This is a genomic window from Amycolatopsis thailandensis (assembly GCF_002234405.1).
Lineage (GTDB): Bacteria > Actinomycetota > Actinomycetes > Mycobacteriales > Pseudonocardiaceae > Amycolatopsis > Amycolatopsis thailandensis.
The window spans coordinates 20,731-34,739 of the sequence record NZ_NMQT01000161.1 but is presented as its reverse complement, the minus strand read 5'-3'; the positions used below and the strand labels follow the sequence as shown (position 1 = coordinate 34,739).

General features: G+C 67.5%; 13 protein-coding genes. 5 read left to right on the top strand and 8 right to left on the bottom strand.

Annotated features, from left to right (window positions below):
• Positions 1-102 precede the first annotated feature (102 nt).
• The 8 genes from CFP71_RS37680 to CFP71_RS37645 all read right to left on the bottom strand — a co-directional run bounded on the left by CFP71_RS37680 (position 103) and on the right by CFP71_RS37645 (position 7,802).
• Positions 103-696 carry a hypothetical protein gene (locus tag CFP71_RS37680; protein ID WP_093938680.1) on the bottom strand — a complete coding sequence of 198 codons (594 nt, stop codon included), beginning with the start codon at positions 694-696 and terminating at the stop codon, positions 103-105.
• Positions 697-825: 129 nt separating this feature from the next.
• Positions 826-1,176, bottom strand: a complete 351-nt coding sequence (locus tag CFP71_RS37675; RefSeq protein WP_093938679.1) for a hypothetical protein — start codon at positions 1,174-1,176, stop codon at positions 826-828.
• 96 nt (positions 1,177-1,272) lie between these two features.
• Positions 1,273-1,875 carry a DUF742 domain-containing protein gene (locus CFP71_RS37670; protein ID WP_093938678.1) on the bottom strand — a complete coding sequence of 201 codons (603 nt, stop codon included), beginning with the start codon at positions 1,873-1,875 and terminating at the stop codon, positions 1,273-1,275.
• Between the two features lie 6 nt (positions 1,876-1,881).
• A complete protein-coding gene (locus CFP71_RS37665; protein WP_005156190.1) occupies positions 1,882-2,301 on the bottom strand; it encodes a roadblock/LC7 domain-containing protein in 420 nt (139 codons plus the stop codon).
• A 505-nt stretch (positions 2,302-2,806) separates the two neighbouring features.
• Complete coding sequence (locus tag CFP71_RS37660; RefSeq protein WP_007033392.1) at positions 2,807-3,415, bottom strand: GTP-binding protein; 609 nt, start codon at positions 3,413-3,415, stop codon at positions 2,807-2,809.
• The gene (locus CFP71_RS37655; RefSeq protein WP_093938677.1) at positions 3,396-4,181 is read right to left on the bottom strand and encodes a DUF742 domain-containing protein; all 786 of its coding nucleotides are present in this window, start codon (positions 4,179-4,181) and stop codon (positions 3,396-3,398) included. The genes CFP71_RS37660 and CFP71_RS37655 overlap by 20 nt, the downstream gene beginning before the upstream one ends.
• Positions 4,182-4,206: 25 nt before the next feature.
• Entirely contained in the window at positions 4,207-4,665 is a 459-nt protein-coding gene (locus CFP71_RS37650) for a roadblock/LC7 domain-containing protein (RefSeq protein ID WP_085939650.1), read from the bottom strand.
• Positions 4,666-4,685: 20 nt separating this feature from the next.
• Positions 4,686-7,802 (bottom strand): sensor histidine kinase, encoded by a 3,117-nt coding sequence (locus tag CFP71_RS37645; RefSeq protein ID WP_093938676.1) that lies wholly within the window; start codon positions 7,800-7,802, stop codon positions 4,686-4,688.
• 730 nt (positions 7,803-8,532) lie between these two features.
• On the opposite strand from CFP71_RS37645, the gene CFP71_RS37640 reads away from it, so the two are divergent.
• The 5 genes from CFP71_RS37640 (at position 8,533) to CFP71_RS37620 (ending at position 13,245) form a co-directional block, all read left to right on the top strand.
• Positions 8,533-9,489, top strand: a complete 957-nt coding sequence (locus CFP71_RS37640) for an ABC transporter substrate-binding protein (RefSeq protein ID WP_093938694.1) — start codon at positions 8,533-8,535, stop codon at positions 9,487-9,489.
• 308 nt (positions 9,490-9,797) lie between these two features.
• Positions 9,798-10,742: an ABC transporter substrate-binding protein gene (locus CFP71_RS37635; protein ID WP_093938675.1), complete on the top strand. Its 945-nt coding sequence runs from the start codon at positions 9,798-9,800 to the stop codon at positions 10,740-10,742.
• A gap of 8 nt (positions 10,743-10,750) precedes the next feature.
• Complete coding sequence (locus tag CFP71_RS37630) at positions 10,751-11,521, top strand: ABC transporter permease (protein WP_093938674.1); 771 nt, start codon at positions 10,751-10,753, stop codon at positions 11,519-11,521.
• Positions 11,518-12,351, top strand: coding sequence for an ABC transporter permease (locus tag CFP71_RS37625; RefSeq protein ID WP_093938673.1), 834 nt, complete (start codon positions 11,518-11,520; stop codon positions 12,349-12,351). The genes CFP71_RS37630 and CFP71_RS37625 overlap by 4 nt, the downstream gene beginning before the upstream one ends.
• Before the next feature lie 21 nt (positions 12,352-12,372).
• A complete protein-coding gene (locus CFP71_RS37620; protein WP_093938672.1) occupies positions 12,373-13,245 on the top strand; it encodes an ABC transporter ATP-binding protein in 873 nt (290 codons plus the stop codon).
• Positions 13,246-14,009: the final 764 nt, after the last annotated feature.

Sequence of the window (14,009 nt, the reverse complement as noted above, 5' to 3'; positions counted from 1 at the left end):
CTGGTCTAGACTGTGTTCGGAGCGTGACGTCGCGGACGTCAGGCGAGTCGCAAGGCCAGGTGCACCCGGGGCAGACCGGGACCCTGGCCTTACGCATGTCCGCTAGCAGTCCGTCTCGACGGCTATCTCGCACACGAGATCCTCGATCAACCGACGATAGCCGAGGCGCCCGTCCTTCCCTGCCTTGATCGCACCGGCGACGATGTCCGCCGCCCAAAGCAGTGGTTCGTCTTTGCCCGGCTCGTGGGCTACCCGGAAAGCGGTGCCCTTCGGAAGGTCGAACCGGGCACCTTTGACCGTTTCGACGTCCCGAGCGTTCAACGTGGCTGTCCGTGACTCGAGCACGAGCATCTCGACGTCGAACGCGGAGAGTTCGAGAACCAACCGCCGGAGACAGCGGGCCCGGGCACGTTCCTGCCGTCGCCGGGGTACCGGGGAACCGATCGCGACGAGGTGAAAGCCGTCGAGTCCGGCGAGCGTCTTGACAGCGGCCTCCTGTTCCGCCGGATCCATCTCGTTCCAGTGAAGTTTCGGGATACGCCGCTTGCCTCGAAGCTCCGACATGACCAGACGGACCTCGTCATGCACGGCTCGGTCGAAGACCGCGGCTGCCAGCACATAGAACCCGTCGACATCGGATTCCTTGAAGGACTCGTCACCGAACGCGCGGATCACCAGCCGGTCATTTGATGACATAGCGTGATTTTATGTCACGACATGCAATCGAATACTTTCGGTACGGTCCCTGACGTAGCCGCAAAGCGCCGGAAAGCACCGGGCCGCGGCACTCACGAAAGCGAGTACCGCGGCCCGGCGAGAACGACATCAGCCCCAGCGCAGACCCATCTCCCACTGAACGGTGAACGGCTCGTTCCGCCCAGTCAGCGTGTAGAAGCTGGCGGGCAGGGTGCAGGTGAAGGACCTCGGCGGGTCCGCGACGTAGGCACCGCCCTTGCAGTTGCCCAGCGTCCAGGTGAAGTAGTAGTTCTGCCCGATCGCGTCGATGTCGACGTGGATCTGCCCACCGGGGAAGAAGCCCGACGCGAGCTTGCATTCCTTGGTGGGCGTGAGGCACTTGGTGCCCCTCTTCTCCTCTGCGCTGGCCACGCCGGCTCCCGCGAGCGAGGCGGCCAGGACGGTTCCGGCCACAAGGGTGACCGCTCCGATTTTCTTCACAATGACTCCCCAGTCAGGTGTTCTTCGCTCGACGGCGAAGTAGCCGAACCCTACCGGACCGGGCAAAGTGGACACACCGGAACTTCCGAGAAAGTCCTAAAGGTCGCGAAGGCCTTGAAGCACGCGCTCCATGAAGGCGCGCGAGGAGGAGTCGCCGAGGATCAGCTCCGTCTGGTGAATCAGCACCAGGCCCGCGTCCGCCATGTCGCCGACGAGCACCTTCACGACGCCCAGCGGCAGCCGCAGGTGCGCGGCGATCTCCGCGATCGACCGGGTGTCCAGGCACAGGTCGCAGATCTGCCGGTGCTCGGGAGTCCGCACGCCGCGATACCGGCGGCCGTCCTCGCTGGTCGACACCAGCGCCTCCAGCGCCAGGTCGTGCGCGGTGCGGGTGCGCCCGCCGGTGCGCGTGTAGGGCCGCACCCGGGAGCCCGAAGTGGGCAGGTAGACCGAAGCGGGTTCCGCCCTGGAGCGAGGCGGCGGCGACTGCCGGATCGGCGAAGGCATCGACGAAAGCGCCGACGGGGGCGGAGGAGGCGTCGGGACCGGCTCCGGCGGCTTGGCCGGGCGCCGCGGCATGACCGTGCTGATCGAGCTCAGCTCGAACCGGCTCGGTGAATCGAAAGACTCGCGTTCGGTGCCCTGATAGAGGGAGTCCCAGCCGGAGGGTTCCGGTTCGGTGAATCCGGTGATCTTCATCGGCGGTTACCCACGTACGCCGCCCTGCAGCTGCGCCCGCAGCTCGGGGGTGATCTGCTGCCCGACCCGCTCGACGAGCAGGGTCATCTCGTAGGCCACGGTGCCGATGTCGCAGGTCGGCGCCGCCAGGACGGCGAGCGAGGAGCCGTCGGCGACCGACATGAGGAAGAGGTACCCGCGTTCCATCTCGACGACGGTCTGGTTGACCCCGCCCGCGTCGAAGCAGCGCGCCGCGCCGGCGGTGAGGCTGATCAGCCCGGAGGCGACCGCGGACAGCTGTTCGGCGCGCTCCTGCGGCAGCCCGTCCGACGGCGCGAGGAGAAGCCCGTCCGCGGAGACCAGCACGGCGTGCGCCGCGCCGGGAACCCGGCGCGCGAAATCCGTGATGAGCCAGCCGAACGAGCTCTGCTGCCCGGATGCCGTCACAAGTCCCTCCTCGCTGCGTCAAGACCACCTGGGCGGCGTGGTCCGGGCGTCTCCCGATGACCAGCACAGACCAGCACCGATCGCCGGTACCGCCGAGCACGAAGACGCCTCCACCCAGCGTATTCGTCCCGCCGATCGTGTCGAGCCCGCCACCCGGCGGAGGGTGTTAACCGAACGTGAACGTCCAGCCGCTCACCGCGTCGACACATGCCGAACCACGCATTCGTGGGTCACCCCTTGGTGGCCTGGGGCGACCAGGGGTGAATCGACGTCCACGCAGGTCACCGACGTTTCGGCCACCCGATCGGGCACTACCGGCACCGGATCGCGTGAAAGGGATCGCCCCGCGTTCGATCCGACAGGTGGCACCATCCCCGAAGCGGGTGAAGCCTGCCGAGTTCACTCCAACGGCCGCATCCGCTCCGGGCTTTCGTCTGTTTTTTACCCCGCGCGCACGCTCTTGTGTCGTCTTTTTACCCCGCGCGCACTCTTTCTCGTCCGGCCTCTACCCCGCGCGCAACGCCGAATCGTGCGCGATGGCGTGCTGCACGACCGAGATCAACACCTGCTTGGCGGACTCACGCTCCCGTGCGTCACACGCCATGATCGGCACGGACGGTGAGATCGTCAGCGCGTGCCGGACGTCCTCGATCTGGTGGTGCAGCAGCCGGTCGAAGCAGTTGATCGCCACGACGTACGGCAGCTTCCGGTTCTCGAAGAAGTCGATCGACGGGAACGCGTCGGCGAGCCGCCGCGTGTCGACCAGCACGACCGCGCCGATGGCGCCGACCGCGAGGTCGTCCCACATGAACCAGAACCGGTGCTGGCCCGGCGTACCGAACACGTACAGCACCAGGTCCGAGTCCAGCGAAATCCGGCCGAAGTCCATGGCCACGGTCGTCGTCGACTTGTTCGGGGTGGCCGAATTGTCGTCGACGCCGGTACTGGCCTCGGTCATCATGGCCTCGGTGGTCAGCGGATCGATCTCCGATACCGCCCCGACCAGCGTGGTCTTCCCCGAGCCGAATCCGCCAGCGACCACGATCTTGGCCGACGAAGTCGGTCCGGTCACCTGCGGCGCATTCGCGTCGGAGTCAAATTCTCCGAAGCCCACTGAGCACCCTCTCCATGAACTCGATACTCGGCCGGTCACCCACGTTCTGGCTGGCGGTGTGCACCAGGACCAGACCGAGGCCGGCCACGTCTCCGATCAGCACCCGGACCACGCCGAGCGGCAGGCGCAACAGCGCCGCGACTTCGGCGACGGACCGGGTGTCCAGGCAAAGGTCGCAGATCGACCGGTGTTCGGGGACGCGGACCCGGTCGAGCACCCGTCCCTGTTCACTGGTCGAGATCAACGCCTCGATGGCAAGGTCGTACGTCGGCTTGGTCCGCCCCCGCGTGCGGAAGTACGGCCGGACCAGGCCGGAGGATTCGACGTCGGTGGTGTACTGCTCGTCGACGTACTCGTTCTGCGCCTGCTGCGGCAGTGCCGCGGCGAGCGGGTCGGCGGCCGCTGCCGCCGCCCTTCGTTCCTCCTCCTTGTCGAAGGAGAACCTGGCGAACTCGCCGGAGTCGTAGAGCGGACCACTGCCACCACCGAACAGTTCCGCCCCGGGGCCGCCGAGGAGGCGTTCCCGGTAGTCCGAGACGCTGAAATCGGCGGGTCCCTGTCCCGCGTTCGAATCGGTCAGCCAGCGGGAGGCCTCGTCCGGGGACACGGGGTCGCTGTCCGACCCCTGTGCCCGGCGCGAGCGCCATTCGCGGTCGACCCGGTCCCGGAAGGACGTCCAGTCCTCCCGGCCGTCGTCACGTTCCGACCACCCGCCGTTGAAGTCGTCACCGAGCCGGCCATCGCCCCTCAAGCGCCCGTCGTCCACGGCAATCTCCTCGGTTCCCGGTCGCTCAGCGGCGGACCGACGCGCCCTGCAGCTGCGCGCGCATCTCCGGTGTCAGCTGTTGCCCCACCCGTTCCACCAGCAAGGTCATCTCGTAGACGACCAGGCCGATGTCACTCTCCGGCGACCCCAGGACCGCCAGGCAGGAACCGTCGGACACCGACATCAGGAAGAGGAAGCCATTAGCCATCTCGACCACCGTCTGCGCGACCGTGCCGCCTTCGAACACCTTCGCCGCACCGCGCGCGAGGCTGGTGAGCCCCGACGCGACCGCGGCCAGCTGATCGGCCCTGTCCTTGGGAAGCCCCTTCGAGGAGGCCAGCAGCAAACCGTCCGCCGACACCACCACGGCATGCGCCGCGCCCGGGACCCGGTGCACGAAATCCGTGATCAGCCAGGCAAAGCTGCTCGTGTGTCCTTTACCCTGCGCCTGGCCGCCAGGCTGCGCCGGACCACCCGGCTGCATCGCACCCGCCCGTGTCACTGTCACTCCTTACTGCTGTCATCGGCAGGGGAATCCGCACCCCTGCCAGTCACCGGAACGCCGTTGTCATCCAGCGCATCGAGCGGGCGGTCCTTCAACGCGTGCCGTCCCGACTTGTAACCCTGCTGGAAGCTTGCCATCCGGCTGCGGGCCGCCGTCGCCGAGCGGGCGATCGCACCCGTACCCGGCATTCCGGAAGTCTTGTCGGCGAACGAGTCTTCCTTCTTCGGCTCGTTCCCGCCGATCGAACCGGGGACGAGGTACTGGTTCGGCACCCGTTTGGGCAGGCCCGCCGGGGTGATCTCGTCGTTCCGATCTTCGTACAGGACCTGCGCCGCCTGCCAGCCGTCGTCCGACGCGCTGCGCCAGCCATTGTCCTGGAGCACCGTCTCCGGCGGAACACTCTGCGGGGTCCGAGTGGGCAATGCCTCTTCGGGCCCGTCCTCGACGGCGGGTTCCGCTGCTTCGTCGCCACCGTTGCGGGCCTGCTCGGGCACGTCGGACCCGACCGGCTCGGTGTAGGTGGTCGGGGTGTCGCTCCCGGCCTCGTCACCTTCGCTGAACCAGCGCGAGAGCACCGACTGGTAGATCGGCAGCCGCCGCGTGGGCACGTCGTCCTCGAGCGCCGACTTGCCGGCGTCCGAAGGCTCCTCGGACCGCCGAGGCGGCTCGGGCGGGGTCACCGGGACGTACTTCGGCTCCCGCTTCGGCAGCACGAGCGGTGCGAACTGGGTGTCCGTGCCGCTGGAGGCACCGTCGCCGTTCGACGACGGGAGGTCGTCCGCCGTCGGCCACGCCGGGGACTCCTCGGCGGGGGCCGCGGGGCTGAGGAACGGCCCCGCCGCGTTCTTGCCCGCGACCAGGTCGTCGAGGCTGATCGGCTGGTCGAGCGGGACGAGTCCGCCTTGCTGCGCGACCGGCTGCGGCGCCGGGGGCTTCGACGGCGGCGGCGGGGTCATCTCCAGGCCGCGGTCGGAGGCGGGGACGCTCGGCAGCGAACTCGACATCTCGGACACCGACGGCATCGAAGGCATCGACGTTTCCGAGCGGTTCGGCGGGGGCGGGGTGTTCCGCACGCCGGGCCGCATCTGCGTGAGCAGCTCGGCGGGCACGACGACCCGCGCGATCACGCCGCCCTCGATGTCCTCGTTCTCCCGGAGCCGGACCTCGATGCCGTGGCGGCGCGCCAGGCGCGCGACCACGTACAGGCCCATCCGCCGGGTCACCGAGACGTCCAGGTCCGGCGGGTCGGCCAGACGCTGGTTGACCTCGGCGAGGCGCTCGTCGGTCATGCCGACACCGTGGTCGGTGACCTGGATGGCGAGCGCCTTCTTGCGGGTGATCACCGCGCGGACGGTCACCTTCGTCTCCGGCTCGGAGAAGTAGGTGGCGTTGTCCAGCAGTTCCGCGAGCACGTGCACGAGGTCGTGGATCGTCAGGCCCTGGACGGCGACCTCGGGGACGATCCCGATCTCGATCCGGGCGTACTGCTCGATCTCCGAGACCGCGGCGCCGATGACGTCGGCGGCGGGCACCGGCTTGGGCACCGACTTCGCGAGACCGGCGCCCGAGAGCACCAGGAGGCTTTCACCGTTGCGGCGCAGCCGCGTGGCGAGGTGGTCGAGCTCGAACAGGCTGGCCAAGTGGTCCGGGTCCTGCTCGTCGGCCTCCAGCCGGTCGATGACGCCCAGCTGGCGTTCCACCAGCCGCTGCGACCGGCGGGACAGGTTCACGAAGATGCCGTTGACGTTCTCGCGCAGGAGGGCCTGTTCGGCGGCCATCTTGACGGCCTGTTCGTGGACGACGTCGAAGGAACGCGCGACTTCACCGATCTCGTCACGCGAAGTGACGGGAACCGGCTCGACCGACCGCTTCGAGGCGTTGACCGGGTCCGGGTCGTCCAAGATGGCTTGCACGGTTTCCGGCAGTCGTGTGTAGGCGACGTCGAGCGCCGTCTTCCGCAGCACCCGCAGCGGGCGCAGCATCAGGCGGGCGATGACGAGCATCAGGAACAGCGCCGCGAGCAGGGCCAGCAGCACGATCGCGCCGCCGATCCAGGCCGAGTTGATCGCGTCGGTGGCCAGGCCGTCCGCCTGGGCCCGCAGCTGGCCGAGCAGGTTCGTCTCGACCGCGCGCAGCTTGTCCAGCGCGACCCGGCTGTCGTTGCCGAGCGCGACGTTGTCGATCGACGGCGTCTGGTTCTGCTGCTGCAGGGAGAACGCCATCGTGGTGATCCGGCGGCGGTCGTCGACCTCGGGGCCCGAGAAGGTGTCCGAGTAGAGCTGCCGCTGTTCGGGGCTGGCGTTGGCGATGAAGGCCGCCGTCGAGGCGTCGCCGCTCGCGACCGCCGAACGGGCCTGGTCGAACAGGTCGCCGGGGAACGAGGAGCGGAAGGAGGCGATCAGCAGCGCCGCGTCACCGCGGGCGATGAACTCCTTGCTCTCACTGATGGCCTGCACGGTGACGCCGAGCCGGAGCACGTCGCGGTTGGCCACCGCGGTGGTCACCTCGCGGCCGAGCTGGACCAGCGAGTCGAGGATGCCGGAGTAGGCGATCAGGACCGGGGTGTCGCCCAGCAGCGAGGTGTTCATCGCGCCGCGCAGCGGGCGCAGCGCGTCGAGCCGCTGCAGACCACGCGAGTAGCGGTCCCTCGTGTCCTGGTCGTCCGGGTTGATCTGGTTCGCCGAAGCCCGCAGGTCGTCGACGGCGCGATCGACCTTGGCGATCTGCGCGTCGAGACCGGTCTGCCGCGACGGGTCACCGGAGGAGATGCGGGCGACGGCGAGCGCGCGTTCGCTCTGCAGCTCGTGCACCACGAGGGTGATCTTGTCGGCGAACGCGACCTGATCGGCCGTGTCCTGGAACCGGGCCGCCTCGCTGCTGTCGTCGATCACGCGCAGCGTGCCGAGCGCGAGCGCGGTCAGCGTCGGGATGATCAGGACGGCCGCGAGCTTGGATCGCAGACGCCAGTTACGCAGGCCGAGGAACGACCCTGCCTTCCCCCCAGGACCGTCTCCGGTTTCCCGCGCAGGGGTCCCTCCCACCCCCGCGGTGTCTTCGTTCGGCACCGCCGCACCACCATCATCTTCATCCGGGCCGGGAAAGCCCATTTTGGACATGCCGTACTGCTGCTGTCTGGGTCGGTTGTCGGAGACCACTACCCGCACGCTCCTGCCGGCCGGCAGGGGGACGCATGACGCGAGTGCTCACTCTGACGAATGAGGAAGTCGTCTTTGACGCAGTCTCTCAAGTGCACTTGGCCGAATTCCCGCCTGGCGTCATTGGTCTGTTCGGCCTAACCCGCCAGTGCGCGAGCGCGCACCAGTGAAGCACGGACGTGTCCGAAGTGTTCAACACCGGGTTCTTGTTCAACACAGAGTGCCTTGCACCTCGGGAAAGGTCCAGAGCGTTCGGCCATCCAAGGCACTCTCTTTCACTACATCAGTGGTCCACACCTCACTACCGGTGCATGAGGGTAGCGAACGGTAGCCCCAGATGTAACCCTTTGGACAAGACCTCCAAGAAGACACCGGACGGGTCTTGACCTGTCCGCGCTCAATCGTCAACAAGTCCCCGGCACGAACACGCCGAGTTGTGTTCACTTCTGACAAACAGCCTGTTCGGGTGATTGTTACCACTTGGGATCATGGGATGACCACCCATTGTGAGCGCGTTGTCCGTTCTCTACAGTGAGCCCGTGACTCCGACAAAGAGTCACTTCCGAATTCCACATCTGGCCACGTCATCACGTGTCCCTCGCTTGATCAGGAGCATCACTTGCTTGGCTCTGCAAGCTCGAAGAAGGCCTTGAGCGCCAGCCGGGGCCGGCGCGGAGCCCTCGCCTTCGCGATGGCGGCCGTCGTATCGGTATCGGTCAGCGGCTGCGGCCTCCTCGGCGGTGACGATTCGTCCTCCTCCGGTGGCTCGGGCAACCTCGAGAAGTCGAAGATCAAGGTCGCCGTGATGTCGACCATCGACCTCGCGCCCCTGCGCCTCGCCCAGGACGGCGGCTACTTCAAGAACGAAGGCCTCGACGTCGAGGCGATCGAAGCCGGCACCGGCCAGATCTCCCTGACCAAGATGATCAGCGGCGAGGTCGACATCGCCTACGCGAGCTACACGCCGTTCTTCATCGCGATGAGCAAGAACACCGCCGACATCAAGCTGGTCGCGGACGCCTCCTCGGCGGGCCCGAAGAGCACGATGCTGGTCACGCTGCCGTCGTCGTCGGTGAAGAGCGTCAGCGACCTGGCGGGCAAGAAGATCGGCATCACCGCGCCGAACACCGTGTCCGACACGCTGTCCAAGTCGGTCATGAAGGACCACGGCGTCGACGCCAGCAAGGTCACGTGGGTGCCGATCCAGCTGCCGAACGTCGGGGCCGCGCTCAAGAACGGCGACATCGACGCCGGCTTCCTGACCGAGCCGTTCATCACGCAGACCGCCAAGCAGGCGGGCACCGTCCCGGTCGTGGACACCGCCACCGGCGCCACCCAGGACTTCCCCACCGCGGGCTACGGCTCGCTCGGCAAGTTCGTCTCGGAGAACCCGAAGACCGTGGCCGCCTTCCAGCGCGCCATGCAGAAGGCCACCCGCGACGCGGCCGACCGCTCCAAGATCGAGCCGCTGCTGGTCAAGTACGCCAAGATCGACCAGGACACCGCCGCGCTGACCACGCTGCTGACCTTCCAGTCCACCTTGGACCCCCGCCGCATCCAGCGGGTCCCGGACCTGCTCCTGCAGATGGGCGCCATCCCGACCAAGATCGACGTCGCCCCGATGATCGCGGCCCAGGCCACGAGTTGATGACGCGCGGTTACTCCGAATAGCCGACTAATCCGGAATTCGGTCACTGAAAGTGATGTTGTCCAAGCGGGTGATCAAGTGATCGGGCGAATGGCCTAAAATGATCACCCGCTCACGACACCCATTGTGAGCAGGTGGGCAAATCTCTAAGGTGACCGCGTGCCTGGCGAAATGAAGCCACGACACGGATGAAAAAACCCAAACGGTGATTCATTGTTTCCGAGGAGCTGGCTTTGTTTCGAAACACCATGAGCAGGAGTGGTGCACGTAGAGGACGGACTGCCGTCGGCGTCGCCCTGAGCGCGCTCATGCTGGCCACATTGGGCGCCTGTGGCGCTCTCGGCGGCGAAGACACGTCCAAGGCGTCCGGTGGGGACGGTGCCCTGGAGAAGCCGAAGATCAAGGTGGCCCTGCTGCCCGTCGTCGACCTCGCGCCGCTGCGGCTCGCGCAGGAAGGCGGCTACTTCAAGGCCGAAGGTCTCGAGGTCGAAGCGGTCGACGCCCCCAGCGGTCAGCAATCGATGACCAAGATGATCGGTGGCGAGGTCGACATCGCCTTCTCCACCTACATGCCGTTCTTCGTCGCGAAGGCCAAGGGCGCGGCCGACATCCGGCTCGTCGCCGACTCCGTGTCGGCCAGCCCGAAGAGCAACGCGGTCGTCACGGTGCCGACCTCGTCGGTCAAGACGATCAACGACCTCGCGGGCAAGAAGATCGCGATCACCGACAAGAACACCGCTTCCCACCTGCTCACCGTGTCGGTGATGAAGGACCACGGCGTCGACACCAGCAAGGTCCAGTGGGTGCCGATGCAGCTGCCGAACATCGCCGCCGCGCTCTCTTCGGGCCAGGTCGACGCGGGATACCTGCCCGAGCCGTTCCTGACCCAGGCCTCCAAGGTCGTCGGCGCCACCCCGGTCGTCGACATCGCCACCGGCGCCACCACGGACTTCCCCCTGGCGGGCTTCGGCGCGCTCGGGTCCTTCGTGGACAAGAACCCCAAGACGCTCGCCGCGTTCCAACGCGCGCTGGCCAAGGCCGTGCGCGATTCGGCCGACCGTTCCAAGATCGAGCCGATGATCGTCAAGTACGCCAAGGTCGACGCCGAAACCGCGTCACTGCTCACGCTGCCGACGTTCGGGGCCACCCTGGACGCCCGTCGCCTGCAGCGCGTGCCGGATCTGCTGCTGCAGACCAACGTGATCGCCGCCAAGCTCGACGTCGCCCCGATGCTCGCCCCTCAAGCTGGATAAAGGTAAAGGTGCCACGACTTCTCCGTGCCCTGGCCGGTCTGGCCGGTTTCTTCCTCCTGTGGGAAGTGATCGTCCAGGCCGGCCTGGTCCGTAAAGAGTTCCTCCCCCCGCCGTCCGTCGTCCTCGTGACGATCGTCGAACAGTTCGGGGAGACGCAGTTCATCCGGGACCTGATCGCCACGTTCCTGGCGTGGGCGATCGCCCTGCTGATCGCCGTCGCCATCGCCGTGCCCGCCGGGCTGCTGCTGGGCAGCATCCCCGGCCTGCGTACCGCGACCGCGGTGGTCGTCGAGTTCCTGCGGCCGATCCCCGCCGTGGCGCTGATCCCGCTGGTGCTCCTGCTGATCGGCGGCGGTCCCGAAGCGAAGATCACGCTGGCCGTGTACGCGTCGTTGTGGCCCATCATGTTCAACACGATCTACGCCCTCGGCGAGATCGACCCCGTGCTGCTGGACACCGCGAAAGCCTGCGGCACGAACAAGTTCCGGACGCTGACGTCGGTGGCGCTGCCGCATACCGCGCCGTTCGTGTTCACCGGGGTCCGGCTGTCCGCCAACATCGCGCTGATCGCGGTGGTCAGTACCGAGTTCCTGGCGGGCGCCAAACTCGGCATCGGCAACTTCATCATGCAGGCCAGCACCGGCTCGACCAGGTTCGACCTCGTGCTCGCCGGCACCGTGGTGGTCGGCGCGCTCGGCTTCCTCATCAACGGCGGACTCGAAATGATCGGCAGGCGGGCGTTCCGCTGGAGCACGGTCGACCGGGAGGCGGTCTCGTGACGACCCTCACGCTGACCAGCCGCGTCGGCAGGCGCGTGGGCCGGGGCCTCGGCATCCTGGTCCGCAACTGGCTGCTGTTCTTCGCCTTGCTCGGGCTCTGGGAGCTGGCGTCCCGGCTCGGGGAAAGCCCCTTCTTCCCACCGCCGACCGAAATCGTGGCCGCGTCGGTGAAGCTGTGGTTCACCGGCCCGGCCTCGCAGCTGTTCCTGACCGACACCGTGTTCGACAACGTGCTGCCGAGCCTCGGCCGGACGCTCGGCGGCTGGCTGCTGGCCGGTGCCCTCGGCGTCGCGCTGGGTGTCGCGCTGGGACGGTCGAAACACGGGATGGACTACGTCGGCCCGCTTTTCGCCTTCTTCCGCTCGGTGCCGCCGCCCGCGCTGATCCCGGTGTTCATCGTCCTCTTCGGACTCGGGCCGGGGATGCAGACCGGGTCGATCATCTTCGGCGCGATCTGGCCGGTGCTGCTCAACACCGTGGACGGCGTCCGGTCGGTGGACCAGGTGAAGATCGACACCGCGAAGTCGTTCAGGACCCCGCGGTCGTACTGGGTGCGCTCGATCGTGCTGCCCGCCGCCGGGCCGAAGATCTTCGCCGGCCTGCGGCTGAGCCTCTCCATTTCGCTGCTGCTGATGGTGATCTCGGAGCTGGTCGGCTCCTACAACGGCATCGGCCGGTCACTGATGGACGCGCAGCAGGCGTTCGACTTCCCGCTCATGTGGTCGTGGCTCGTCCTGCTCGGGCTGCTCGGCTTCGGGTTCAACGCGGCCTTCCTGGCGGTGGAGCAGAGAGTGCTTCGCTGGCAGCCCACCCGCAACGGCCGTATCTAGTTCTTTCGAAGGGTCAGCAAGATGTCAACCATGCTCGAAGTCTCCGGGCTGAACCACCGGTACGGCGCGGGAGAAAAGGCGCACGTCGCGGTCAACGACCTGTCGTTCACCGTCGAAGCGGGACAGCTCGCGAGCATCGTGGGCCCGTCGGGCTGCGGCAAGTCGACGCTGCTGCGCTGCATCGCCGGGCTGATCAAGCCGACGTCCGGCCGGGTCAGCCTGCACGGTGAGGCCATCTCCTCCGGCGTGCCTGACGACCTCGCCGTGGTGTTCCAGGACTACAGCCGCTCGCTGTTCCCCTGGCTCTCGGTGGAGAAGAACGTCGAGTTCCCCTTGCGGTGGCGTGACTTGAGCCGCTCCGAGCGCCGCAAGCGGGCACAGGAGTCGCTGGAGTCGGTCGGCCTGTCGGGGGTCGGTTCGAAGTTCCCGTGGCAGCTCTCGGGCGGTATGCAGCAGCGTGTGTCGATCGCGCGGGCCTTGGCCAGCCGTCCCGCCCTGCTGCTGATGGACGAGCCGTTCGCGTCGGTCGACGCGCAGACGCGGTTCGAGCTCGAGGACCTGACCCGGCGCGTGCAGCGCGAGAACGGGAGCACGATCCTCGTCGTCACGCACGACATCGACGAGAGCGTCTACCTTTCGGACCGGGTGCTGGTGCTGTCGAAGTCGCCCGCCACGATCGTCGCGGACCTGCCGGTCGGGCTGCCCTCGGAGCGGGACCAGATCACCACGCGCGAGTCGGCCGAGTTCGTGACGCTGCGCGGTGAGGTGGCGCGGCTGCTGCACGGTGGCGCGCCCGAAGCCGTCACCGCCGCTTCGGACGCGGCCGAGTACGAACTGGCGCAGCAGGAGGCGGCCGCCGACTCCTCCGCCTCCGCCTCCGCCAAGACCTCCTGACGCCTGGGCCGCTGTACATGAAGGCCCCCTTCACTGCGTCTAGCGCAATGAAGGGGGCCTTCATGTACTTGAGGGGCAGGGCGCGTAAGCGGGCCGTGAGTGGCGTTTCGGGCTAGAGCCGACCGTGTCTTAGGTGGCTGCTGGGTTCCGGCTGTGGCGGAGCGCGCGCCCGGTCCGTGAAGGCCTCCTTGCCTACCCTGAAGGTAGTGAAGGAGGCCTTCACGGACCGGGGTGATCGTCACTTTCAGCTCAGACGCACCAGCGACCACAGCGGCTGCGCGTGAAGGCCCCCTTCCCACGGCTCAGCCGAGGAAACTCGGCCTTCACGGCGGAGCAAGTACATGATGGCCCCCTTCCTTGCGCCAGGCGCAAGGAAGGGGGCCATCATGTACTGGCAAGCGGGCAGGAGCGGCGGTGACCGTTCGGTCCGGGTGGTCGTGAGTGGCGATTCGGGCTAGAACACGAATCGCCACTCCCTCGGCCCAGTGCGGTCCCGTAGGTCGGCGACGTTGCGAAAGCCACTTTCGCAACGTCCTTGACCAGTGGAGAGGCGACTTCGCCGAGCCCCTGACTCGCAAGGTAGAGACAGAAGCCTTCACGACTTTCCCGAGACGGGCACGGCGCCCGGCAGCGCAAGTTTCCTTCCCTGAGCGACGGAAGGCCCTCGCCGGACGTCTCGTGAAGTCCGTGAAGGCCTCCTTGAGGGACCTAGGGTCCCTCAAGGAGGCCTTCACGGACTTGTTGCTGTGTAGGGACGGTCGCCT